The following is a 24,471-nucleotide window of genomic DNA, read 5'->3' on the forward strand; positions in this document are numbered from 1 at the left end:
GGAGAACGCCCATGAATATAGACTGGCTCAACTTCACGCCGTGGTCATCCCTGGCCGGAGGGATGTTGATCGGCCTGGCGGCCAGCCTGTTCGTCGTCGCCAATGGCCGGATCGCCGGCGTCAGCGGACTGATCGCCAGTCTGCTGGAGCGTGGGGAAGGCTTGAGCGAGAAGGCCCTGTTCATCCTGGGTCTGCTCGTCGCACCACTGTTCTGGGGTCTGTTCACCTCGTTGCCGGCAATCGAATTCCAGAGTGGCTGGTTCGGCCTTATCGTCGCGGGCCTGTTGGTGGGGGTCGGCACCCGCTACGGTTCAGGATGCACGAGCGGCCATGGGGTGTGCGGCCTATCGCGACTCTCGCCGCGCTCGATGATCGCCACGGCGTGCTTCATGTTCAGTGGCTTTGCCACGGTGTTTGTCCTGCGCCACGCAACAGGAGCCTGAACATGCCCAAGCTCACCGCATTCATTGCCGGGTTGCTCTTTGGCCTGGGCCTTCTGCTGGCCGGCATGGCCAACCCGAAGAAGGTACTGGCGTTCCTCGACCTGGCCGGCGCCTGGGATCCGTCCCTGGCATTGGTGATGACAGGCGCGATCGGCACGGCCATCGGCCCATTGGCCTGGGCACGCCGACAGTCCCGCTCACTGCTGGGCAACCCCATGCAACTGCCGGTCAAGCGTGAGCTGGATCGCCGCCTGGTCGGTGGCAGCCTGATATTCGGCATCGGCTGGGGCATCGCCGGCATTTGCCCCGGGCCTGCGGCTGCGGTCTTGCTGACGGGACGCTGGCAGGCCCTTGTGTTCACCCTGGCGATGCTGGCGGGCATGTTGCTGTTCATGGCCCTGGAGGCCCGGCGCAACCGCCCCACGCTCAACGCCGGCACCCCGCGTCATGAGCGGCCATAGGTACCTGCCCGTGGCGCTTTTCCATTCTCGCTACAGGTATGGCCGTCATGTCCCGTTCACAGCCTGATCGTTTCGATGTCGTCATTATCGGCGCAGGCCAGGCTGCCCTGGCGACAGCCTATTTCCTGCGCCGCACGCCGTTCTCGTTCGTCATGCTCGACGCCCAGGAAGGACCGGGAGGCGCGTGGCGACATGGCTGGAACTCGCTGCGACTGTTCTCCCCCGCGACCTGGAGCTCGCTCCCCGGCTGGATGATGCCCCCCACGCAGGACGGCTATCCGTCGCGCAACCATGTGATCGATTACCTCGACCGGTACGAGCAGCGCTATGGATTGGAGGTGGTGCGACCGGTGCGGGTGACCGCTGTGGAGCGCATCCAAGGCGGTTTACGGGTCAGCGCCGCGGACCGGCAATGGGAGGCACGGGTGGTGGTCAGTGCGACAGGTACCTGGAGCAATCCCTATATCCCCCGCTACCCTGACGCCGCCCTGTTCGCCGGCCAGCAACTGCATTCGGCCCATTATGTCGAGGCGCGGCCGTTCGCCGGCAAGAACGTCCTGGTGGTGGGAGGCGGCAATTCCGGCGCGCAGATCCTGGCCGAGGTGTCCAGGGTCGCCAGGACCACCTGGGTCACTCCCCAGGCCCCGCTGTTCCTTCCCGACGAGGTGGATGGGCGTGTGCTGTTCGAACGTGCCACCGAACGCTGGAAGGCTCAACAGCAAGGGCGTGTGATCGACCAGCCCGTGGGTGGTTTGGGGGACATTGTCATGGTGCCGCCGGTGGTCGAGGCACGTGAACGCGGCGTCCTGCAGTCGGTACGACCTTTTGAGCGCTTCAGCCGCAACGGTGTGATATGGGCCAATGGCAGTGAGTCGCTCGTGGACGTGGTGATCTGGTGCACCGGGTTCAGGCCCGCCTTGCAGCACCTGGAGACCCTGGTACCCATTGACCGCGAGGGGCGTGTCGAAGTCCAGGGGACCCGCTCGATTCAGGAGCCCAGGCTATGGCTGGTCGGTTATGGCGAGTGGACCGGTTCGGCCTCCGCGACCCTGATCGGCGTCACGCGCACGGCACGCAGCACTGCCAGCGAAATAGCCGCCTTTCTCAGCGCACACCCCACCGACAACGGGCCCGGGTAGCTCAACCCGCTACACGGAAGGCACATTCCTCTGGCGCTGGCCGATCTCCAGGGTCGCGCACAATCCGCCCTCCGGTCGATTTTCCAATCGGATGCGCCCTCCCAGACGCTCTGCGATGGTCCGTACGATGGTCAGTCCCAGACCGGCGCCCTGATCGTTGCCGCGGCTGTAGAAGCGTTCGAAAAGCCGTTCACGCTCGGCTTCATCGATGCCGGGCCCCTGGTCCTCGACCGACAGTTCGTAATGATCCTCCTTGCGCACGAGGCGTACGGTGATCTGTCCGTGGGCGGGAGAGAAATTGGCGGCATTGGTCACCAGGTTGTTCAGGGCGATATGAACCGCCACCGGGTCGATGTCCACTGGTGCGATGTCGTCACCGACCTCCAGAACCAGTTCCAGTCCTTTGCTCAATAGCCATGGCGTCAATTGGACCAGGCCTTCACGAACCGTGGCGGGCAGGTCGATCGCCTTGGACATGGCAGCGCCGGTCTGCGGTTCGAGGCGTGCCATGGTGAGCAATTGATTGACCAGGCGCGTGGTGCGATCGACACCGGCCAGCAGATGCTCGAGGGATTCGCGGCGGCTTTGCTCGCTACCCGCTTCCATCAGGTTCTGCGCATGCACCCTGAGCACGGCCAGGGGCGTGCGCATCTCATGGGCGGCATCGGCGATGAAACGTCGCTCGCGGCCCATCACCTCCTGGATTTGCGCCAGCACGCGGTTGAGCGCCGCCTGCATGGGCTCAAGCTCCGTCGGCAACGGCACCATCCGCAGCGGTTCGAGCGAGCCTGGGTGCCGGGCCCGCAATGTCGCCGCCATGTCCACCAGGGGCTTGAGTCCCCAGCCGATGGCCAGCCAGATCACCGTGGCCAGGAGCACGCTACCGATCAGGTTGGGCAGCACGGTATGACGAACGATACGGTCCACCAGGTCGGCGCGCACATCGTCGCGCTCCCCTACCCAGATCTTCAGGCCGTACTGCGGGTCGTCCAGCACGAATGCCCGCCATGTGTGGTTCTTCTGGTCCACCACTTCGCTGAAACCGGCGGCGGTCGGTGGCGAAGCGAGGGACGGCGCGCTGGACGTGTGAACCAGCACGGCACCTTGTGAATTCCAGACCTGGAACGCGATCTTGCTTTCGTAGGGGTGACCATCGACCTTGGGCACCGCCAGCCCCAGCGCCGAATTGAATGCCTGGTACAGCTCGGCGTGTTCCTTGCTCGCCATGGGCATGCGCATGACGCCCTGCAGCAGCCGGGCATTCTGCGCCAGTTGCGCATCATAGACTTCAGCGATTTCGTGGTTGCTGTCATGCAGGTTGAAGACCGTGATGATCATCAGGCCAAGGAACAGGAGCCCGAGGATCAGTGTCAGGGTGCGGCGGCGGATCGAACTCATCGACACTCCTCCACCAGATAGCCGACACCGCGGATGGTGCGGATCAGGTCGCTGGAGAATTTCTTGCGCAGATGATGAATATGCACTTCGAGGGTGTTGCTCTCGGCCTCCTCGCTCCAGCCGTACAGCAGCTGCATCAGGTGATCGCGGGTCATGACCCGTCCCGGGGGCGAGAGCAGCTCGTGGAGCAACTGATACTCCTTGGGCGTCAATGCCACCGGTTTGCCCTGGTAGCTGACCTGCTGGGTACCGGGATTCAGGCTGATGCCGGCGTGCTCGATCAGCGCCTGGGCACGGCCGGCGCTGCGGCGCAGCAAGGCCCTCAGCCGGGCCTTGAGCTCCGCCAGGTCGAAGGGCTTGATCAGGTAATCGTCCGCCCCGGCATCCAGCCCGGCGATCCGGTCTTCGGTGGCGTCGCGGGCGGTGAGAATCAGTACCGGCAGGTTGGATCCGCTGTCGCGCAAGCGGCGCAGCACCTGCAGGCCGTCCATGCGCGGCAGCCCCAGGTCGAGGACCGCCAGGTCAAAGGTTTCACTGCGCAGTGCATGCAAGGCACTGCTCCCATCCTGCAGCCAGTCGACGGTATAGCCCTCGCGGCCCAGCGCCTGACGAATGCCCTCGCCCAGCGCCACATCGTCCTCGATCAGTAATAAGCGCACGCGCACTCCCGTCAGTCGAGTTTCCTGTTTACATCCGCCAGCAGCGTTTCGATGTCCTTTCGGCGCCCTGCATCAGCGCTTTCCCGGCCAGGCCGGGGCGCGGCCAGCAAGGCTTTCTGCAGGGCCGCCCTGGCTTCACCATAGCGCTTTTGACGGTAGAGGTGATCGCCCCAGAAGTACAGGCTATCGATACCGTCGGGATTGAGTTGCAATGCCTGCTTGAGCAACTGTTCGGCCTTGTCCGGGTCGCCGAATCCCAGGGGCCAGCCCGGCACCCGATCATACAACGCGCCAAGACTGGTGTAGGCCGAGCCTTGCAGGGCCTGGGGATCGAGGGCCAGGGCCTTTTCCAGATCGGCTCTGGCCTCCTTGACCTTGCTCAGCGCACCCAGCCCGCCCTGGGCGCCGGCCCAACTGCTGTTGACGATTGCGGACCAGATCCAGGCCTCGGCCACGGACTGGCGTTCCTGCTTGAAAGCCGAAGACTGGACGGCGAGCTTTTCGAAAGCTTCGGCCCGCTGGCCTTCAGGCAGATCGTATTGAATGTGCGCCCAGCGCTGCTGGATATCATGCAGGCGTTGCTGGTCGGCGCTGTCCAGGGCCCAGGCGCCTTGACCCAAGGCGCCCAACAGGAAAGCGAGAAGGATTCTTTTCATGGCTTGAGGTGCTCGTTCACAGGTTTATGACTCAGGCGGCGAATCAGCGGCAACTGCTTGCGCAGACCGCGATCCACCAGATTGGGCAACAGACTGTTGAGGCCGACGAAGAACCGCTCGGGCCATCCCAGGTACAGTTCGCGACGATCACCGGTTATGGCGTGGATCACCGCCGACGCCACCGTTGCCGGGTCGTCGACATTGGTCTTGAGCGCCTGGTTGAGGGCGTCGGCCGCCGGGGTGTTCATCGCGGTACGGGTGGCCCGGGGCGCCACGTAGAGCACACCGACACGGGTATCGGCCAGTTCCCGGCGCAAGGCTTCGGAAAACCCGCGCAAGGCGAACTTGCTGGCGCAATAGCTGGCATAGCCGGGGTAGCCGATGGACCCGTAGGTGGAACCGACATTGACCACCATGGCGCTGTCGGCTTGCTTGAGCAACGGCAGCAACAGTTTGGTCAGGCAGATCGGCGCAGTGACATTCAACGCCAGCATGGCGCCGATCTCGCTGTCGTCGAGCTGTTCGAGCATGGCGAAGTGGTTCACGCCGGCGGCGTTGATCAACAGGTTGATGCCTCCCAGGGCCTCCGCGCAGGCCAGGACCTTGCGCCGGTCGGCCAGGTAGGTCAGGTCCGCGCCGACCCAGAACAGATGCTGCGGGTAGCGGGAGATCAAGGGTTGCAAGGTTTCGCGATGCCTGGCCACGGCCAGCACCCGGGCGCCACTGGCGCACAGGGCGGCGGCAATCGCCAGCCCGATCCCACCGCTGGCCCCGGTCAACACCACCCGGGCATCACACAGGCGCATGTTCATGCTCCCCGTCGCGGGGCAGGCCCCGGAACATATCGGTATAGAGCCGGTACACCACCCGGGAGGCATGAATCACCGCAGCCTGGTCCTGCGGGTCGTCCAGCCTGTTCATCAGGCCGCGATAGGTCTGCATGTGCTCGATGTCCAGAGAACCGTGGGAGCTGAGGTAACTGAAGGCCGTGGCCGGCAGTTCCAGGCGCTGGCGGATGCTGTCGGCGGCGTGGGTCGCCAGGGCGATGCTGGTGCCTTCGAGCACGTTGACCATGCCGAACAGCCCCACCGGATTGCCCCGGGCGATCAGGTCATAGAGGTAACCGACCATCAGTTCGATGGGCAACGAAGGCTGCCCGTGACGCACGACCTGCGGATCGCCACCACAGGCCGCGATGTCGTCCAGTATCCACTGCTCATGGCCGTATTCTTCTTCGATGTACTCGCATACGGCTTTGCGCAGCCACTCCAGGCGCGTCGGCAATCGCGCGCCACAAGCCATCATCAACGGCACGGTGTGGCGCACGTGGTAATAGGCCTGGATCAGGAACGCCCGGTAAGCGGCCAGACTGACCTGCCCTTCGAGCGCATCGCGAATGATCGGCAGGTTGAACAAGGTATGGCGTTCTTGCTGGGTAGCTTCTTGCAGGGTATCGAAAAAACTCATGGAGCAGACTCCTCGGACAGAACGGATTCGGTGAGCAAGGCACGGTAATGCTCGACAATGGCTTCCCGGCGCGGGCGCCCATTGGCGGTGAGCAAACCATTGGCCGGGGTGAAGGGATGCTCCAGTCGCGTCCAGCGATGGACCCGAGCGTAATCGGGTAACGTGGCGTTGACCCTGGCCACTGCCAGTTCCAGCGTTTGCCGGGTGCAGTCGCCGTGGGCCGGCCAGAGCAACGCATGGTTGTACGGCAAGGCTTCGCCATGGACGAAGGCCTGGGCGATATCGCCGCCCTGGGTCAGTTCGGCTTCGACCCACTCGGGATTGACGTTGCGACCGAAACTGGTGACGAACTGGTGTTTCTTGCGCCCGTGCAGATAGAGGAAGCCATCGTCGTCGAACGCCCCCAGGTCGCCGCTGGGCCACCACGCCTGCGTGCAGGGCGCCTCCCCCAGGTACCCGAGCAAGGTCGATCCCTTGATCATGACTTCGCCGTCATCGGCCAGGCGAAGCTGCACGTGGGGCAACGGCTGGCCGACACTGCCGGGGCGATGTGCGTTTGGCCGGTTGAGGCACACCACCGACGCGCATTCCGACAATCCGTAGCCTTCGAATACTGGCAAACCCACCCGCTCGGCCCGTAGCAGCAGATCGCGGGATACCCGCGCCCCGCCCACCGCGGCGAACCGGACGACGTGTGGGTTGAACGCCTTTCGTTCGGCGGCCATGACCAGCATCGACAGCAACTGTGGCACCAGGATCAGGCTCTGCGCCCGGCGCTCGGCCAGGCATCCCAGCAGGCGCGTCGGGTCGGCCCCGCTGGCACCCTGGATACCGAGGGCCTTCTGGCTGGGCAGGCTGAGCATGGCGCCGGCGTACAGAGCCGCGTAACAGCCGAGGTTCTCCAGGAGAATCGCCAGGGGCAACAAAGCCAGATGGTGCCTCGCCCCGACCGGTTGACTGGCCTGTTCCAGTTCATGGACGACCCGCAGCAGGCTCTCGGCGCCAAGGCAGACTCCCTTGGGCGTACCCGTGGTGCCGGACGTGAAGGTCAGCTTGGCGGTGCCCGCCGGCAAGACGTTCGGCCCGAGATAGTCTCGCCGCCAGAATTCGCCACTGTGCTGGTATCCGGCGGCTTGAAGTTCGTCCGCATAGGCGGGCTCTGCTATCACCCGCGCGGCCTGGCTCTGCTCCAGGCAGTGGCGCCGCTGGGCCGGGCTGAAGAATCCGGGCAGGATGACGCACGCCAGTCCTTCGAACAGTGCGGCCAGGTCCCAGAGCATGATTTCGATGCCGTTGTCCAAGGCCAGTGCGACAACGCTGACGCACTCATCGCGCAAGCGTTGCTGGCGATACCGCACTTCGGCGAAAAGCGTGGCGTAATCCATCTGCGAGCCATCCCCCCAGAGAGCAATGGCATGCCCCCGGCGCTCGGCATGCCCACGCAGGGCTTGCTTGAATCGTTGCATTTCAGGCGACATGGCTTGCCTCCCCAGGCGTGATCGACAGCCCCAGGCGATTGAACAGGCCGGTATTGCGCAGATGAATGAAACCGGCGCGGATGTTTCCGACATGGACCCATGGTTGGCTGTCGTAGTAGCGCCCCCAGAGGTGGCGTTCCTCGCCCAGGCGCTGTGGATCGGCCTGGCAAAGGGTCACGGGCTTGAGGCCCAGGCGATGGAAGCTGTTGACCAGGCCGACATTGCCGGTGAACGCCACCCACTCCAGGCCGGCGACAGCCAGCAGGTAAGTGATGGAAATGATGCTCAGCCGGGCGTTGCCGGTGTCGCTGGCGGCCAGGTTGCCGACCTCGACGATGCTGGCACGCTCCACCGGCCGACCGGTCGTAGCCGTGATCAACGGCTCCACAGGCCCGTCCAGGTAACGCTCGAGGAACAACGCCTCTTGCGCGGCCAGGCGCACGCCGGCCACCGCGCCAAGCACGCCCTGGCCGTCATCGAAGCCGAACAGTTCGGGCATGAAATGACGAATGTCGGCGCCGTGTACCTGGCGAAAACGTTGCTGGATAAACGCTTCGAATTCAGTGCGCCGGGGTTCTCCTGACGAAGCCTTGTGCAGGCGACGAAGCGGCTGGCCGGCAACGCCGAAGGCCAGCGGCAGATGAATGTTCCAATCAATATCGGGCATGGATCGACAGTCTCCCCCAGGGCTAGTGGGAGAAAGTATCCAGGCCGTTTCTTAACGAAGTCTGAAGGCGATCAGGCGCTGGCCGCCGGGTCGGCATGCCGGGGCAACCCTACCGACACCACGGCCGCCACCACCACGAACAGGCTGGAGATCCACAGGCACGCCTCCAGGCCATGCACCTGGTACACCCAGCCGGAAAGCAGCGTTCCGATCAACCGCCCCATGGCGTTGGACATGTAGTAGAACCCCACGTCCAACGAAACGCCGTCCTCCTTGGCGTAGGAAACGATCAGGTAGCTGTGCAGGGACGAGTTCACGGCAAACAGCACACCAAATGCCATGAGCCCGCCGAGCAGCACCCCCTGGGACGGCCCGCTGCCCAGCCCCAGCGCGATGGCCGCCGGCAGGCCCGCCAGGGCAAGGGCCCAGAGAAACGCCGTGCGGCCATCCGGCACATGGCCCCGTTTCCTGCCGGTGATGTACGGGGCGAAGGATTGCACGATGCCGTAGCCGATCACCCAGGCGGCGAGGAACCCACCCACCTTCCAGAAGTCCCAGCCCAGGACGCTGCTCAGGTAGACCGGCAAGGCCACTACGAACCAGACGTCGCGGGCACCGAACAGGAACATCCGCGCCGCCGACAACAGGTTGATCGCCCGGCTCTTGGACAGCAGGTCGCGAAACCTGGGCTTGGCCCTGGCCCTGCCCAGGTCCTTTTTCAGCAGGATCAGGCTACCCAGCCAGATCAGCCCCAGTACGCCAGCCATCGCCAGCAGCGAGCCCTTGAAACCGATCAATGCCAGCAAGGCCCCGCCGAGAAAGAAGCCCACCCCCTTGAGGGCATTTTTCGAACCGGTGAGGATGGCCACCCAGGTGTAGAGCCTGCCTTGCTGCCCATCCGGAACCAGCAGCTTGATAGCGCTCTTGGCGCTCATCTTGTTCAAGTCCTTGGCGATACCGGACAGGGCCTGGGCGCCCATCACCCAGTGCACGGTCAGCCAGGCCGATGGCACCGTCAGCATCAGCAATGCCAGGACCTGCATGCCCAATCCGATGTTCATGGTCCGGTTCAGACCCAGTCGAGCGCCGAGATACCCTCCCACCAGGTTGGTGACGACGCCGAAGAGTTCATAGAACAGAAACAACGCCGCAATCTGCAACGGGCTGTAGCCCAGCGCATGGAAATGCAGCACCACCAGCATGCGCAAGGCGCCATCGGTGAGTGTGAATGCCCAATAGTTGCCCGTCACCAGCAGGTATTGCCGCACCGGGGCCGACAGGGTTTTCATGGCTGCTCCTCAGACCGCCAGGCCGACCATCCGGGCCAGTTCGACGGTGCGATTGGCATAGCCCCATTCATTGTCATACCAGGCGTAGACCTTGACCTGGGTGCCGTTGACGACCATGGTCGACAGCGCATCGATGATCGATGAACGCGGATCGGTACGGTAATCGATGGACACCAGGGGGCGCTCTTCGTAGCCGAGGATGTCTTTCAACTCCCCCTCGCAAGCGTCCTTGAACAGCTGGTTCACTTCCTCGGCCGTGGTGGCTCGCTCGACCTCGAAGACGCAATCGGTCAGCGAAGCATTGGCCAGCGGCACGCGCACGGCGTGCCCGTTCAGGCGTCCACGCAACTCGGGAAAGATTTGCGCGATGGCCGTGGCCGAGCCGGTGCTGGTGGGAATCAGGCTCATGCCCGAAGCACGGGCGCGACGCAGGTCCTTGTGGGGTTGATCGAGGATGCTCTGGGTGTTGGTCAGGTCATGGATGGTGGTGATCGAACCGTGGCGGATGCCCAGTTTCTCGTGAATGACCTTGACCACCGGTGCCAGGCAATTGGTGGTGCAGGACGCTGCCGTGACGATGGCGTGTTCGGCGGGTTTGAACAGGTGATGGTTGACGCCCATGACGATGTTCAGTGCGCCCTTTTCCTTCACCGGGGCGCTGACCACCACGCGCTTGACGCCTTGATCGAGGTAAGCCTGGAGCACCGCCACGGTCTTCATCTTGCCGCTGGCCTCGATCACCAGGTCGCAACCCGACCAGTCGGTGTCGGCGATCGCCTTGTTGGCCGTGACCCTGATCGACTTGCCGTCGATGACAATGCTCTCGCCCTGGGCCTCGGCCTGGCGCTGCCAACGGCCATGCACCGAGTCGAAGTTCAGCAGATGGGCATGGGTGGCGGCGTCACCTGCCGGATCGTTGATCTGCACGAACTCCAATTCCGGCCAGTGCCAGGCAGCCCGCAGCGCGAGACGACCGATGCGTCCGAAACCGTTGATACCCACTTTGATCGTCATGACGCCTGCCCCCATATGCGAAAAAACGAATATATGTTTTTACAGATATAAAGGAAAGCCATGGGCCGAAATTCCTATGCCGGCGGGCGGGCTCCCCCTTCGGTTTGCGAGCAGCCGTCCGGCTTGCGGCGCCTGCCGGCCGGGTCCTGGCTTCACGGGTGGGCAATTTTGCAGACCCTCGACCGGCCGTCCCGTAGTACAGTGCACGGCATGAAATCGACGGTCCACTTCCAGACGCCTGAAGTGGCCACGAACCCTCTCACGTCATCTCCAGCGATAACAGCATGATCGAAATCACTGAAGTTTCCATTGCCCAACTGCGCGCCGCGCTCGAGTCCGGCCAGACGACCGCGGTCGAGCTGGTCCAGGCCTACCTTGCCAGGATCGATGCCTACGATGGACCCGACACGCCCACCGCCCTCAATGCGGTCGTGGTGCGAAATCCCGAGGCGCTCGCCGAGGCCCGGGCATCCGATGCCCGTCGGGCCAAGGGCCAGGCGCTGGGCCCCCTGGACGGCATTCCCTATACGGCGAAGGACAGTTACCTGGTCAAAGGGCTCACCGCCGCTTCCGGCAGCCCGGCGTTCGCCAACCTGATGGCCTGCCGGGACGCGTTCACCATCGAACGGCTTCGCGCCGCCGGGGCGATCTGCCTGGGCAAGACCAACATGCCGCCCATGGCGAACGGCGGCATGCAACGCGGCGTGTACGGTCGCGCGCAAAGCCCGTACAACGCCGACTACCTCACCGCCCCATTCGCCTCCGGCTCGTCGAACGGAGCAGGCACTGCCACCGCCGCCAGTTTCGCGGCCTTCGGCCTGGCCGAAGAAACCTGGTCCAGCGGACGCGGGCCGGCCTCGAACAACGGCTTGTGCGCCTATACCCCTTCTCGCGGTGTGATCTCGGTCCGTGGCAACTGGCCGCTGACGCCCACGATGGACGTCGTCGTGCCCTACGCCAGGACCATGGCCGATCTCCTCGAAGTGTTGGATGTGGTGGTGGCAGAGGACCCGGATACCCGTGGCGACCTGTGGCGCCTGCAACCCTGGGTGCCCCTTCCGAGCGTCGACTCCGTCCGCCCCGCCTCTTATCCCGGGCTTGCCGCCAACGCCGGTGCCCTTGCCGGCATCCGCTTCGGTGTGCCGCGCATGTACATCAACGCCGATCCCGAGGCCGGCACGGCCGAAGCCCCGGGCATCGGTGGCCCGACGGGGCAACGCATCATCACCCGGGCCTCGGTGATCGACCTCTGGGAGCAGGCCCGCCAGGCGCTGCAAGCCTGCGGCGCCGAAGTCATCGAGGTCGACTTCCCGCTAGTGTCCAACTGCGAGGGTGATCGCCCTGGTGCGCCGACGGTGTTCACCCGCGGCCTGGTGTCCAGGGAGTTCCTGCACCACGAGCTGTGGGACCTTTCGGCCTGGGCGTTCGACGATTTCCTGCGGGCGAACAATGATCCGAACCTCAATCGCCTGGCCGACGTGGATGGCCCGCTGATCTTCCCGCACGATCCGGGAACCCTGCCCAACCGGGAGGATGACCTGGCCGCCGGCATGGAGAAGTACGTGGAGATGGCCAAGCGAGGTATCACCCCCTGGGACCAGATCCCCACCCTGCCCGACGGTCTTCGGGGGCTCGAGGAAACGCGCCGGATCGACCTCGAGGACTGGATGGACCGGCTCGGGCTCGACGCGGTGATCTTCCCCACCGTCGCCGATGTCGGGCCGGCGGATGCCGATGTCAATCCGGTGTCTGCCGATATCGCCTGGAGCAACGGCGTCTGGGTCGCCAACGGCAACCTCGCCATCCGGCACCTGGGCGTCCCCACCGTCACCGTGCCGATGGGCATCATGGCAGACATCGGCATGCCCGTCGGGCTGACGTTCGCCGGCCGTGCCTATGACGACTCGACGCTGCTGCGCCTGGCCGCGGCATTCGAATCGCTGGGCTCCAAGCGACGCATCCCGCCCCGCACGCCACCGCTGTCGACCGTTGGCAAATAGACAGGCAGCGGGGTCCGCCCCGCTCCCGCTACAGTCGAAAGTGCTGCTGCAAGGTCCGGCAAAGCAGGCTCACCGCCTCATCGGCGTGTGACGCCTGGGAGCGCATGAACACCACCTCATGCTCCGGTATCACCGCCAGGTCGTCGAGGATCTGCATGCGCGCCGTCACCCGCGCCCGGTCGATCAGGCTGATGGCCAACCCGGCCTCCACGCAGGCCTTCACGGCCTGGTTGGAGGGACTTTCCAGCACGATGCGCACCCTGCGGCCGCTTTGCCTGAGGCCCTGCATCATGGCTTGCCGATAGGGACATTGCGGCGCATGCACCGCCAGCGGAAGCGGGTCCAGGGAGCTGGCCGCCAGGTTGACCGGCGCGACCCAGACCGGCGTGGTGCTCACCAGGACCTGCGCCTGAGGGCCGGGCTGGCCTTTCGGCTGGGCGATCACCGCCGCCTGGAGCTTGCCACGCAGCACCTGGTCCCGCAGCGCGTAGCTTGGCGCCGTCTTGAGCTCCAGCACCACGTTGGGCCATGCGGTGGAAAAAGTCGGAAGGATGTCGCGGATGACATGCTCGGCGTATTCGTCCGGTACGCCGAAGGTGACGCGCCCGGCCAGGTGGGTACCGTGCAGATCCGCCAGCACCCGGTCATGGATACTCAGCAGCTCACTCGTGGACAGGAGCAGGCGCTTGCCCAGTGCGGTGAGGGAAACGGACTGGTTGTCACGGTTCAACAAACGCCCCCCGGCCACCGTCTCGAGGCGCTGGATGTGCACACTTACCGCCGCCGGGCTTTTGTGGAGCTGCTCGGCCGCCGCGCTGAACTTTCCGATTCGCGCGACGCAATGGAAGGTGCGTATCAGCTCGATATCGAGAATGGCGGACATGATTCAATCCTCCTGAATCACTGCTGCAGGATATTTTGATTTATTAGATTACGCTGCTTTCGTAGCCTGTGGTCATGAACCCTGATAAATCGATGTCTTGCGAGGCCCTGCCCAGACCTGACTGGCGCCAGGCAATTCCACTTCCGATCCTGGAGGCCGGCTTGCTGCTGGCCTGGAGCTCCGGATTCATCGGCGCGCGGTTCTCGGTGGACTACGCACCGGCCCTGCTGGTGGTGTTCTGGCGCTGCGTACTGGTCACGCTCCTGCTGTTTCCCTTCGCCCTTCCGGCGTTGCGACAGGCACCCGTTGCGGTGCTGCTGAAAAACGCAGGCATCGGCCTGCTGGCCATGGCGGGGTACCTGGCCGGTATCACCCAGGGGATCGCCCTAGGCGTGCCCGCCGGCCTTGCCGCGCTGTTCGCCGACCTGCTGCCGATAGGGCTGGCGCTGTTGAGCGCTGGCGTGCTCGGGCGGCGCCTGGCCTGGCCGATCTGGATCGGATTGATGGTCGGACTGGCCGGAGTCGCCTTGGTGACCCAGAGCGCGATGACCTGGGGCGATGCTCCTGCGTGGGCATATGCCTTGCCGTTGCTGGGCATGCTGTCGCTGGCGATCGCGACACTGTGGCAGAAGGCCCTGGCCCCTCGCGAGCAGTTGGGCCTGCTGCCCAATCTCTGGCTGCAATGCGCGGTCTCCGGGCTTGCCTTCGGCATCCTCGAGGGGACGCAGGGCAGCCTGGCGCCGATCCCCAGCGTCGGGTTCGCCCTCAGCGTGGCATGGACAGCCGGGTTGTCGACGATCGGAGGGTATGGGCTCTATTGGCTGTGCCTGCGTCGCGCATCCGCCACCCGGATCACCAGCCTGCTTTACCTCAGCCCTCCCATTACGATGCTGTGGGCCTGGGCCATGTTCGACGAGCCGCTGTCGTGGCAAATGGCAGCAGGCCTGGCGGCTTCCGGGCTGGGCATCTGGATGGTGGTGCGCACGGAGGCCGCCACGCGGACGTCGTGACGCCTTGCCTGACGCACCTGCGCTACGCCGGCGCGGGATACGTCAGTTTCAGCCCCTGTACCCGCGCAGCGGGATTCAATACCGCTTTGTTCGACTTGTTCCGGTCCATGATGTGAATGACGTCGACGCCACGGACCAACAGATAATCGGCGATGATCCTGCGATGACATCGCCACCAGACCGCTTCGGCGCACATGATGGCGCAGCAGTGGTTTTCACTGAGTGCCAGGAGGCGCTGGAGCCCCTCCTCGAACGCCTCCGACAGCGCGTAGTCCGCGTAGTTATGAAAGCTGCGGTTGTCCCAGAACCCATTGGTTTGCTCGGGGATGGTCCTGGATTTCTTCCGCAGGCCTCCAAGCGCCAGGATCCGCTCATGGCGCAGGCCGTACCCCGCCAGTTGTCCGGGCAGGGTATCGAGGTTGTAGTGGGGGTTCGTCCGTGAGCGGGGAACCGTCCTGACATCGACAAGCGTATCGACCTGGAAGCCTTCGAGCATCTCGACGAATTGCTCGAGGGTCCGGGTCGAATGACCGATGGTGTAGACGACTTGGCTCATGGACGGCCCTCGACTCGTGCGATCACCGGGCGCCGGCTCCGGTATTTTCGCCATATTTCTCCAGCAGTTTCAACGTCACGCCATTGGTCCAACCGAAGCCGTCCTGCAGCTCGTATTCACCTCCGCCGCCACCCTGCCCGGCTCCCGACACGTCGTATTTTTCCACCAGTTTGTCTTCGGCGTCATAGAGCTTGCGGACCTGCTGCAGGAATCGCTGGCCGATCTGCCCGGCCAGCGCGGTCTGCCGGTAACGGTCCAGCCCTTGCACCGCCACCCATTGCAGCGGTGCCCAACCATTGGGCTCGTCCCACTGCTGCCCATTGTCGACCTGGGTCGTGGCGATGCCGCCGGGACGCAACAGCCCCTTGCGCACGGCCTCCCCGGTACGATGGCCGCGCTCGGCGCCAGCCAGGCCCGTGTACAGGGGGAACAGTGTCGCGGCAGTGAGGTCCGGCCGCTGACGGTTTTCCTGCCAGTCGTAGTCCACGTAGTAACCCGCCGCTTCATTCCACAGGTGTTTTTCGATGGCTCGCTGGCGCTGCTCGGCGCGCTGGCCATAGGCCTGGACGCACGGTGCGTTTCGCGTGGTTTCACAGGCCTTGGCGATGGTGCGTTCCAGGTGGTAGAGCAGACTGTTCAGGTCCACCGGCACGATGGAGGTGGTGCGGATGCTGGCCAGGTCCTTGCCGTCGCCCAGCCAGCGGGAACTGAAATCCCAGCCGCTTTCGGCGCCCGCCCGCAAGTCGCGCCACACCTCTTCCCGAGGCCTGTCGGGCGCTTGTGCGGCGGTCTTGACGTCCTGCAGCCAGGATTCCTGGCGTGGCGTCGGGCTGGCGTCCCAGTAGCGATTGAGCACACTGCCGTCGGCGAGCTTGACCACATGGCGGGCGGCCGTGCCGGGCTTGAGCGTCTGGCTGTCCTGCATCCAGTACGCATATTCCTTTTGCAGTTGAGGAAGGTATCGGCCATAGGCCTGGCTTCCTTCGATATGGGCCTGCAACTCCACCATGTAGGCAAAGAACGGCGGCTGTGACCGGCTCAGGTAGTAGGTACGGTTGCCATTGGGAATGTGGCCATAGGTGTCGATCATGTAGGCAAAGTTATCGGTCATGTGGCGAACCTGGGCCTTGTCGCCACTTTGTTCCAACCCCAGCATGGTGAAGTAGGAGTCCCAGTAGTACATCTCGCGAAAGCGCCCGCCCGGGACCACATAGGGTTCCGGCAAGGGCAGCAGGCTGCTGTATGGCGGCACTTGCCGATACGTTCGGCTGAGCACCGGCCAGAGCTTGTCGATGTGTTCCTTGATGGGCGCCCCGGGCTTGGGCGCCGGGCTCTGGGCTTCGCCGGACTCGATGAAGTTGTCCTCGACGAAAGCCTTCAGGTCGAAGCCGGCGGCGTCGCGACGGGCCAGGTAATCGGCGCGGATCGTCGCCGGATCACGCTTGGGCAGTGCGTCCACGAAGTGCTTCTGGTCGGTGAAGATCGCGCCACGCTGCACTGCCTCGAACAGTTCGGGATAGGCCTGGTCGGGCGTCTGGGTGACGCGATCCCGGGCATCCATGTAGCTCCAGGTCGCAGCGGGTTGGCTTGAGCAGGCCGCGCAGAGCACGGCGGTGAAGCAAAGGCTGGTGAAGGGCAAAGGTCGCATCGGCGGCTCCATGAGTTGTCGTTCCTGACCCAACGAATGACAGGGCTCTTGCGGGCACGGTTCATTTAAATGAACGTGGGGAGGGTCGGATGGCGGTCGCGCTTTGACAGGTGACCCTCAAGCAGGCGCCCGCCCAGCCGATAACAATCGAGTAGAAGGACTCCAAGCCTTGCCGGGCTCTGCTGGTCGTATAGGTAATCATCGATGGTCTTGCCGCTTAACCGTTTACTGATGCTTGGCGTCCTGCTGCTCATGGCCGTCGGCGCACTCTCGCCGAACGCCGCGGCAGAGGCTCCGCTGCGTATCGTCACGGAGGAGCTGCCGCCCTACAACATGACCCAGGATGGCCGGGTGACCGGCATGAGCACCGAGGTGGTCCAGGCGGTGCTCAAGGAAATCGGCGTGGAGGCGCCAATCCATGTCATGCCCTGGGCGCGGGCCTACGAGCTGGCGCTCAACGAAGGCAATGTCCTGATCTATTCCATGGCCCGCACGCCGGCCCGCGAGCCGCTGTTCCACTGGGTGGGCGCCATTGCACCGACCCGCTGGTTCCTGTATTCGCTGGCCGAGCGGCCGGTGAAGCTCAGTTCCCTGGACGATGCCCGTCATTACCAGATCGCCACCGTCAACCAGGACGTCGGCGAGCAATACCTCATCGCGAAGGGATTCCGCATTGGCGAGCAACTGCAGTCGAGTACCAAGTACGAGCATAACTACCGCAAGCTCAAGGTCGATCACGTGGAAATGTGGATTTCCAACGAGCTCAACGCACAATACCTGGCCCGCCAGAATGGCGAGGACCCGGCCAAGGTGCTGATTCGTTCGCTGCCGATTCCCGACCTCAGCAGCGAGGAAGGCCTGAGCATGGCGTTCAGCCGCAAGACACCGGCCGAGACGGTGGAGAAATTCCGCGCGGGCCTGGAGGCGATCCAGCGCAACGGCGTCTACGATGCCATCTTGCGCAAATGGCTGTGACATGGCGCGCAATTCAGAGACATCGTCCGCGAAACAGCCACGTATCAAGGCATTCAGCTCGCTAGGCCGTCGGCTGGTACTGGCGACGCTGCTGTTCTGCCTGCTTTTCACCCTGGCGATGGTCACCTTGCGGACCTGGCTGGCGTGGGAAAACAACCTGGCGGAAATGAACTCCGAACTGGTACTGATCGACCAGGTGTTCCAGAACACGCTGGCCCATGCCATCTGGGAAATGGATCGCGAATCGCTGGGCAAGCAACTGGCCAGCGTCGCGAAGGCCGCGCCGGTGGGCCGATTGCTGCTCACTATCCCACGTCCCGGCCAGCCCCCTGAAATCATCGAACTCAACCGATACGCCAACGTGGCCCCGGGGCCTGCGCCTGTGTTGCGTCGCGAGCTCGTCGCGCAGCCCTATGCCGGGGCGAACGAAAAAGTCGGCGAGCTGATCATCGAAGGCGACAGCAACCTGTTGTGGGAGCGCCTCTGGGGCGAGGCCCGCAGCATCGTCATCACCCAGCTTGTCCAGTCGCTGCTGCTGGCCGGCCTGGTCATGACCATGTTCAATCGCCTGGTGACCGTGCATGTGATCCATATCGCCCGGCACCTGGGCCAGCTCACGCCCGATACCCTCAAACGGCACTTCAAGCTGCAGCGCTCGGTACGGCGCCAGGACGAGTTGAGCCTGCTGGAGTCCCAGGTCAATGAATTGCAGGACAACCTCCACGCCCACCTGGAACGCCAGCGCCTGGATGAACTGGCCATGGCAGCCAGCCGCGACCAGTTGGCCGAGCTGGTCGAGGCCCGTACCGCGGAACTGAAGGCAGCCAACCAGTCCCTCGAAGCGTTGTCACGCCACGACGCATTGACGGGACTGCCCAACCGCCGCTACTTCGACGAACTGAAGGAAATCGAATTTCGCCGCGCGCTGCGCCACGGCACGCCGCTGGCGGTGCTGATGTGCGATGTCGATTTCTTCAAGACCTACAACGACACCTACGGCCATATCAAGGGCGACGAGTGTCTGCAGCAGATCGCCGAAACCCTGCGCAGTGTCTTCGGGCGCTCGGGGGAACTGACCGCCCGGGTTGGCGGCGAAGAGTTCGTCGTGGTACTGCCCAACGTCGACGCCAGCCAGGCTTACGAGGCGGCCCAACGGGTCCGCGCGCACCTGGCCGAACGCCAGTTGCCCCACAGCGGCTCGACGGTGTCGCCCTTCGTCACCCTGAGCATCGGTGTGGCCGAACTGGACCCCCGCACCATGAATCACTTCGACCTGTTGCTGCAATGCGCCGACCAGGCGTTGTACCGAGCCAAACACCAGGGACGCAATTGCGTCGCCTTCTGACACCCGTGAGGCCTATATGCACCGTCGTCTGCCGCTCTGCCTGTCGTTGTTGCTGGCCCTGGCCTGCCTGGAAAGCCGTGGTGCGGGGATCGAAGTGGTCACCGAGGATTCACTCTACGCATACCCCCGCGAAGGCAAGCTGGTCGGGCCGGGCACCCGCGTCGTCGAGGAAACCCTGAACAAGGCCGGCCTGACCGATCACCGCATCCTGCTGTATCCCTGGGCCCGGGCCTACGAGAAAGCCCTGCACGAGCCCAACGTGCTGATCTATCCCATGGATCGTACCCCCTTGCGCGAATCGCTGTTCAAATGGGTCGGGGAGCTGGAGCGAGTCACGATCAAGCTCTACAAGCTGCGCGATCGCCACGACATCGTCCTGGCCAGCCTCGAGGATGCCAAGCGCTACAGCGTGGGCGTGGTGCGTAACGACTCCAAGCAACTGCTGCTGCAGCAGGCAGGCTTCACCCGGCTGGTGGTCTCGGGCGATCGTCGCGACAACTTTCAGAAACTGCTCAACCATCAAGTCCAGCTGATCCCGATGCCCGAGAAGGCTGCGCGAGTGATCTGCGAAGACGAGCATGTGGATTTCGCCATCCTGCAAGAGGTGTTTTCGATCGACGACCGCCCCGCCCGGGTGTCCATGGCCTTCAGCCTGAGCACGCCGGACGAGATCGTCGCCAGGGCGCGACAGGCCTTCGAGCAATTGGAGGCTGCGGGAGAAGTGGCGCGGATCATGCGGGAAGAACGCTAGGCTCTGTCCGGAAAGCCTTGAGACTCGATGATGCGGCGTGAAAGCGCCGAGCAAGCGCCGTTGCCCGACTGACAATGGGCACTGCCCAGGCTTTTTTTCGTATCAGGCCGAGCCTGAAAAGGGCCCTGTGAAGGGCTTCCCAGCCGGCGACGGGACTCGCCCACGGGCAGCTCGGCGATGGATTGTGCTGCATGAAATCCGACGGTTTTCCCGATCAAGTGGATTCATCTCTGCTAGGCTGGCCGGCTCGCAGGTAACGCCAAGGCGCGAAAAGTAAGGGAGGCTTAACGGACATGATTGTCGGCATTGACCTGGGCACCACCCATAGCCTGATTGCGGCATGGCGCGATGGCGCTGCGCAACTGGTGCCCAATGCCCTCGGCGAGTGGCTGACCCCCAGTGTGGTGGGCCTGGACGATGAAGGCCGGATGATGGTCGGTCGCGCGGCACTGGAACGCTTGCAGACCCATCCGCAAGTGACCACCGCTCTCTTCAAGCGCTACATGGGCAGCGCCCGACTCACCGCCCTTGGCAATCGTCAGTTCCGCGCCGAGGAGCTTTCGGCCATGGTGCTGCGCAGCCTGCGCGAGGATGCCGAACGGCACTTCGGCGAGCCGGTGGAGGAAGCCGTCATCAGCGTCCCGGCCTACTTCAACGACGCCCAGCGCAAAGCCACGCGCATCGCCGGCGAACTGGCCGGCTTCAAGGTCGAGCGACTGGTCAACGAACCCACGGCGGCGGCGCTCGCCTATGGCCTGCATCAACGCGACAACGCCAGCACCTTCCTGGTCTTCGACCTTGGCGGCGGGACCTTCGACGTGTCCATCCTGGAGCTGTTCGAAGGCGTGATGGAAGTCCGGGCCAGCGCCGGCGACAACTACCTTGGCGGGGAAGATTTCGACACGCTGCTGCTCCAGGCCTTCGTGAGCGCCCAGGGCAAATCGGCTGCCGGCCCTGTCCCCCTTGGCGATGCGCAACTGTTCAGTCGCCTGCATCGGGAAGCCGAACGGGTGCGCAGGGCCCTCGGGCATGAGCCCAGCGCGACGTTCTCGGTGCGCCAGGGCGACCGCGAGTGGCATCAGCCATACACCCAGGCGGAAATGGCCGGGCTCTATGCGCCGCTGTTCGCCCGGCTGCGCGCCCCCATCGAAACGGCCCTGCGCGATGCCCGCATCCGCGCCAGCGAGCTGGACGAGGTGCTGCTGGTGGGCGGCACCACCCGCATGCCCCTGGTGCGAAAACTGGTCGCCAGCCTGTTCGGCCGCTTTCCGTCGATCCAACTCAACCCCGACGAAGCCGTGGCGCTCGGCGCCGCCGTGCAAGCGGGCCTGAAAAGCCGTGACGCGGCGCTCGAAGAAGTGGTGCTCACGGATGTCTGCCCCTACTCCATGGGCATCGAGATATCGGTCGACTACGGTGGCAAGCTCGAGTCGGGCCATTACCTGCCGATCATCGAACGCAATTGCGTGGTCCCCGTGAGCCGGGTCAAACGCGTGGTGACCCTGCGCGACCAGCAGAAGATGGTCCTGCTGAAGGTCTACCAGGGCGAGAGCCGCCAGGTCAGCGAAAACATCCTGCTCGGCGAGCTGGAAATCCCCGTGCCCCCCATGCCCGCCGGTGAGGTGAGCATCGACGTGCGCTTCACCTACGACACCAACGGCCTGCTGGAAGCCGATGCGCAGACCGTCCAGACCGGGGAGCGGCACAAACTGGTGATCACCAACAACACCGGCCTGCTGGACGAAGCCGACATCGCCCGTCGGCTCGAAGCGCTGGCGGCGCTGAAGGTCCATCCGCGTGACGAGCAGCCCAATACCGTGCTGATCGCCCGCCTCGAACGCCTCTACCAGGAAAGCCGCGGTGACCTTCGCCAGCGGGTCGACGACCTGGCCACGCGTTTTGCCCAGGTGCTCGAAACCCAGGAACTGCACGACATCCGCGCCTTGCGAATGCAGATTTCCGAACAGCTCGACACCTTGGAACGGGACGTCTGGCGATGAGTTGCTGGGTGGTCCTGGATCTGCCGGAGGATGCCGACAAGCGCAGCATCAAGCGCCAGTATGCCAGCCTGCTCAAGCGACACCGGCCCGACGAAGACCCCGAGGGCTTCCAGCGACTGCGCGAGGCTTATGAGCAGGCGATGGCATGGGCCGATTGGCAGCGTGAGGAGCCCGCCGACACCTCGCTGCCCGAGCCCATCGAGTCGCCTCGGGTGCAACAACCGCCCCCTCGGCAGACGGATGACGGGGCTTGCCCGGCCGAAGGCCTGGCGGCGCAATGCCTGGAAGGAATCAGCGCGACCAACCTCGCCGACCGCGTGGCCCAGGCACGCCTGCTTGGATGCGAAGCGGCGTTCGAACAAGGCCTGCTGCTGCGCTGCCTGCCAGACGACCGCTACGAACTGGCCGAGGCGGCCATCGAGCAATTGCACTGGCTCACCCCTTGGCAACATGAAGGCTTGCCGCGAACCACCCTCGAACACCTGCGCAACACCCTCATGGAGCAGGCCTCGTCGCGCCTGACCGAGGCCCGGCAGGATAGCGGGCGATTCCTCGAACTGGCCCGCAAGCTGGCCGCAAGCCCCTGGCTACAAACCCTGGATGCGCGCCAGTGGCTGAACCAGAGCCTGGCCCTGGTGCTGCTACAGTCGCCGAACTGGTCGCAGAGGCTGTTCGAAAGCATTTGCACGCAACAGGGCTGGACCCGCAGCGGTCATCATAACGCCTGCCCCGAGCCCTGGTGGAGCCAACTGCTGGCTCGCAGCGACTGTGCCATGTTCGTGCAGGAACAGACCCGCCTCACCCAGTTCTATGACAGCAGCGAATCCCAGGCAGCGCGCATGCTGTTCGGCACCCTCGACGAAGACGCCCGGGTGCGCCTGAGCATCACCTTCAGCGCCGCCGACTGGGATGCCTGCGAGGCGTTGTATCGCACCGTGCAGCTTCGCTATCCGCAGTTGCTGTACCAGATGCCGCAGTTGGCCCCGGACAACTGGCGCGCGCTGCGTCGTCGGCCGCCGGCCATGGCGGTGCCCCTGGCCATCGTCGGCGCTTCGGCCAGCATGAGCTGGCTGCTGGAGTATCGCCTCGGCGGGACGTTCTACATCAGCGTCATCGACATGTTCCTGCGCGCGCTGTTTCTCGGCGCCGCTGCATGGGGGCTCAACGCGGCATGCAAGACCCTGAGCCGGGCATGGCGCCTCGATCAATGGCTCCATGACCGCTACGGGCGCTGGCTGAGCCTGCGACGCCCCACCCCGCTGCCGATACGCGAAAGCCTCTGGGTCGGCCTGCTGGGCGGCGTCATCTACCTGGCGGGTGGACTTGCCGGAGCGGTTGCCTACTTCGGCATCCTCGCCACGCTGGCGATCCTGAGCCGAGGCAATCTGACCAAACGCGCCGCCGCCCTGTATTCCCGAGTCTATGAGCGCTTGCCGGACGATGTCCTTGTCGGCCTCTCGCTGGGCATCCTCATCCCGCTGCTCCTGCTGGGCAATACCCTCGCGGGCAATGCGCCGCTCGCCCCGAACGAGGGGCTCCAGGCCTGGCCACAGCGAACCTGCGCCGCACGCCAATCCACCTCGACGCCCTGCCCGACCGAATTGTCCGCGCAGCAGTGGCATGTACCCACGTCCTCCCAGCCAGGAAAGCCATGATCAGTAATCGAGCCTTCGCGATTGCTGTGATTGCACTGCTGGGCCTGACCTGGCTGGTGCTGCAGCTGGACCCTCGCAAGCACATCGACCCGCAGACCCGCTCGCGCTGGCAGCAAGTGCAGCAGATCAACACCTGCCTGTTGAATGGCGCGGACCTTCTGGAGCGACGCTACGCCGAATACCGTGACCTGGTCGCTTCATCGACGCAGCACGATGCCTACCGACATTTCTTTGCCGGCTTCGGCATGGGCTCCGGTGAAATCGTCCCCGGCAACGATGCACCGCCATCGCCCTGTTACCGATGGCTCGGCGCAGGAACACCGGAAGGCCTGCAAGCGCTAGCCAGAAACTACGTCACGGCCTACGACCAACTGCGTCCGGACGCCGAGGCCGTCGAGCGCTGGCTGGCGCAGCGGCCGATGGATCGGGATCCCCTCGAACTGGCCCGGCTTGAACAAGCCCTGAGCGCGCGCCTGCAAGAAGCACGCACCCGGGCGATCCCTTTGCGCCAGGCGTTCGAGCAGCCGCAACTGGAGGCGCGACAGCAGCAACTGGCCTCCATCGAGCAACGCCTGGGGCATGACCAGCATTGGTATACGCTGCGCTTCATGATCGATGCCCGCCAGACCATGGATGCCCTCGATGCCATGACCACCGGCGCGGCGCTGACGCCCCGTCAGTTGCTCGACCTGCATCAGTCATTGATGACCCGTTGGGCGGACGCAGAGACCTTCATCCAGGCACTGCCCCGCTTGCGCTCGGCAGATGGCAACCTGCCCGTGTGGAGCGTCATCAGCTCGCAGGCCTGGGAATGGTTGACGTACCTCGAACGCCTGCAACAGCACTGGGCCGCCGGGGCGGACGCCGCGCAACTGAACCAGGACCTCGCCGCTGCACGGGCAGGTTACGACGAGTTGCAACGGCGCTACAACGCCGTGGTCGTGCGCCAGTATTGATGAGCTTCTGCACGGTGGAAC

At 64.5% G+C, this 24,471-nt stretch carries 23 protein-coding genes; 11 read left to right on the forward strand and 12 right to left on the reverse strand.

Going from position 1 to position 24,471, the window contains the following annotated elements:
• Positions 1–11 precede the first annotated feature (11 nt).
• Genes AC1M7R_RS00100 through AC1M7R_RS00110 form a run of 3 tightly spaced genes read left to right on the forward strand, consistent with a single transcriptional unit; the run spans position 12 to position 2,043 of the window.
• The gene (locus AC1M7R_RS00100) at positions 12–443 is read left to right on the forward strand and encodes a YeeE/YedE family protein (RefSeq protein WP_072396524.1); all 432 of its coding nucleotides are present in this window, start codon (positions 12–14) and stop codon (positions 441–443) included.
• 2 nt (positions 444–445) lie between these two features.
• On the forward strand, positions 446–904 hold the full coding sequence (locus AC1M7R_RS00105; protein WP_072431503.1) for a YeeE/YedE family protein: 459 nt from the start codon (positions 446–448) through the stop codon (positions 902–904).
• Positions 905–951: 47 nt separating this feature from the next.
• Complete coding sequence (locus AC1M7R_RS00110) at positions 952–2,043, forward strand: ArsO family NAD(P)H-dependent flavin-containing monooxygenase (RefSeq protein ID WP_072431502.1); 1,092 nt, start codon at positions 952–954, stop codon at positions 2,041–2,043.
• A 9-nt stretch (positions 2,044–2,052) separates the two neighbouring features.
• On the opposite strand, the gene AC1M7R_RS00115 is transcribed toward AC1M7R_RS00110, so the two are convergent.
• From AC1M7R_RS00115 to AC1M7R_RS00155, 9 genes are all read right to left on the reverse strand, one after another.
• A complete protein-coding gene (locus AC1M7R_RS00115) occupies positions 2,053–3,441 on the reverse strand; it encodes a sensor histidine kinase (protein ID WP_072431501.1) in 1,389 nt (462 codons plus the stop codon).
• Positions 3,438–4,100 (reverse strand): response regulator, encoded by a 663-nt coding sequence (locus tag AC1M7R_RS00120; RefSeq protein ID WP_072396710.1) that lies wholly within the window; start codon positions 4,098–4,100, stop codon positions 3,438–3,440. The genes AC1M7R_RS00115 and AC1M7R_RS00120 overlap by 4 nt, the downstream gene beginning before the upstream one ends.
• 11 nt (positions 4,101–4,111) lie before the next feature.
• On the reverse strand, positions 4,112–4,756 hold the full coding sequence (locus AC1M7R_RS00125; RefSeq protein ID WP_072396498.1) for a tetratricopeptide repeat protein: 645 nt from the start codon (positions 4,754–4,756) through the stop codon (positions 4,112–4,114).
• Entirely contained in the window at positions 4,753–5,562 is an 810-nt protein-coding gene (locus AC1M7R_RS00130; RefSeq protein WP_341965638.1) for an SDR family oxidoreductase, read from the reverse strand. The genes AC1M7R_RS00125 and AC1M7R_RS00130 overlap by 4 nt, the downstream gene beginning before the upstream one ends.
• Complete coding sequence (locus tag AC1M7R_RS00135) at positions 5,549–6,223, reverse strand: iron-containing redox enzyme family protein (RefSeq protein WP_072396494.1); 675 nt, start codon at positions 6,221–6,223, stop codon at positions 5,549–5,551. Before AC1M7R_RS00135 ends, AC1M7R_RS00130 begins: the two co-directional genes overlap by 14 nt.
• Complete coding sequence (locus AC1M7R_RS00140) at positions 6,220–7,701, reverse strand: AMP-binding protein (protein WP_072396492.1); 1,482 nt, start codon at positions 7,699–7,701, stop codon at positions 6,220–6,222. The genes AC1M7R_RS00135 and AC1M7R_RS00140 overlap by 4 nt, the downstream gene beginning before the upstream one ends.
• Entirely contained in the window at positions 7,691–8,368 is a 678-nt protein-coding gene (locus AC1M7R_RS00145; RefSeq protein ID WP_072396490.1) for a thermostable hemolysin, read from the reverse strand. Before AC1M7R_RS00145 ends, AC1M7R_RS00140 begins: the two co-directional genes overlap by 11 nt.
• A 71-nt stretch (positions 8,369–8,439) precedes the next feature.
• Positions 8,440–9,657 (reverse strand): organoarsenical effux MFS transporter ArsJ, encoded by a 1,218-nt coding sequence (gene arsJ, locus AC1M7R_RS00150; protein ID WP_490610138.1) that lies wholly within the window; start codon positions 9,655–9,657, stop codon positions 8,440–8,442.
• A gap of 9 nt (positions 9,658–9,666) precedes the next feature.
• Positions 9,667–10,671: an ArsJ-associated glyceraldehyde-3-phosphate dehydrogenase gene (locus AC1M7R_RS00155; RefSeq protein WP_072396485.1), complete on the reverse strand. Its 1,005-nt coding sequence runs from the start codon at positions 10,669–10,671 to the stop codon at positions 9,667–9,669.
• A 284-nt stretch (positions 10,672–10,955) separates the two neighbouring features.
• Between AC1M7R_RS00155 and AC1M7R_RS00160 the strand changes: the two genes are divergently transcribed.
• On the forward strand, positions 10,956–12,671 hold the full coding sequence (locus tag AC1M7R_RS00160) for an amidase (RefSeq protein ID WP_072431498.1): 1,716 nt from the start codon (positions 10,956–10,958) through the stop codon (positions 12,669–12,671).
• A gap of 28 nt (positions 12,672–12,699) precedes the next feature.
• On the opposite strand, the gene AC1M7R_RS00165 is transcribed toward AC1M7R_RS00160, so the two are convergent.
• On the reverse strand, positions 12,700–13,554 hold the full coding sequence (locus AC1M7R_RS00165; RefSeq protein WP_072396482.1) for a LysR family transcriptional regulator: 855 nt from the start codon (positions 13,552–13,554) through the stop codon (positions 12,700–12,702).
• 74 nt (positions 13,555–13,628) lie between these two features.
• On the opposite strand from AC1M7R_RS00165, the gene AC1M7R_RS00170 reads away from it, so the two are divergent.
• Positions 13,629–14,564, forward strand: a complete 936-nt coding sequence (locus tag AC1M7R_RS00170) for a DMT family transporter (RefSeq protein ID WP_072431497.1) — start codon at positions 13,629–13,631, stop codon at positions 14,562–14,564.
• A gap of 22 nt (positions 14,565–14,586) precedes the next feature.
• Here AC1M7R_RS00170 and AC1M7R_RS00175 read toward each other — a convergent pair whose 3' ends face one another.
• Both AC1M7R_RS00175 and treA read right to left on the reverse strand, forming a co-directional pair.
• Positions 14,587–15,120: a DUF488 domain-containing protein gene (locus tag AC1M7R_RS00175; RefSeq protein WP_072396708.1), complete on the reverse strand. Its 534-nt coding sequence runs from the start codon at positions 15,118–15,120 to the stop codon at positions 14,587–14,589.
• A 22-nt stretch (positions 15,121–15,142) separates the two neighbouring features.
• Entirely contained in the window at positions 15,143–16,768 is a 1,626-nt protein-coding gene (treA, locus tag AC1M7R_RS00180) for an alpha,alpha-trehalase TreA (RefSeq protein ID WP_072396706.1), read from the reverse strand.
• 204 nt (positions 16,769–16,972) lie between these two features.
• Between treA and AC1M7R_RS00185 the strand changes: the two genes are divergently transcribed.
• From AC1M7R_RS00185 to AC1M7R_RS00210, 6 genes are all read left to right on the forward strand, one after another.
• Positions 16,973–17,743, forward strand: coding sequence for a substrate-binding periplasmic protein (locus AC1M7R_RS00185; RefSeq protein WP_440776457.1), 771 nt, complete (start codon positions 16,973–16,975; stop codon positions 17,741–17,743).
• 1 nt (position 17,744) lies between these two features.
• On the forward strand, positions 17,745–19,088 hold the full coding sequence (locus AC1M7R_RS00190) for a GGDEF domain-containing protein (RefSeq protein WP_440776456.1): 1,344 nt from the start codon (positions 17,745–17,747) through the stop codon (positions 19,086–19,088).
• Between the two features lie 16 nt (positions 19,089–19,104).
• Positions 19,105–19,839, forward strand: a complete 735-nt coding sequence (locus AC1M7R_RS00195) for a substrate-binding periplasmic protein (protein ID WP_440776455.1) — start codon at positions 19,105–19,107, stop codon at positions 19,837–19,839.
• Positions 19,840–20,132: 293 nt separating this feature from the next.
• Positions 20,133–21,839, forward strand: a complete 1,707-nt coding sequence (locus tag AC1M7R_RS00200; RefSeq protein ID WP_072396471.1) for a molecular chaperone HscC — start codon at positions 20,133–20,135, stop codon at positions 21,837–21,839.
• Entirely contained in the window at positions 21,836–23,494 is a 1,659-nt protein-coding gene (locus tag AC1M7R_RS00205; protein WP_271902341.1) for a J domain-containing protein, read from the forward strand. Before AC1M7R_RS00200 ends, AC1M7R_RS00205 begins: the two co-directional genes overlap by 4 nt.
• Complete coding sequence (locus tag AC1M7R_RS00210; RefSeq protein ID WP_072458988.1) at positions 23,491–24,450, forward strand: DUF3829 domain-containing protein; 960 nt, start codon at positions 23,491–23,493, stop codon at positions 24,448–24,450. The genes AC1M7R_RS00205 and AC1M7R_RS00210 overlap by 4 nt, the downstream gene beginning before the upstream one ends.
• Positions 24,451–24,471: the final 21 nt, after the last annotated feature.

Source organism: Pseudomonas sp. MS01C9, from assembly GCF_058202755.1.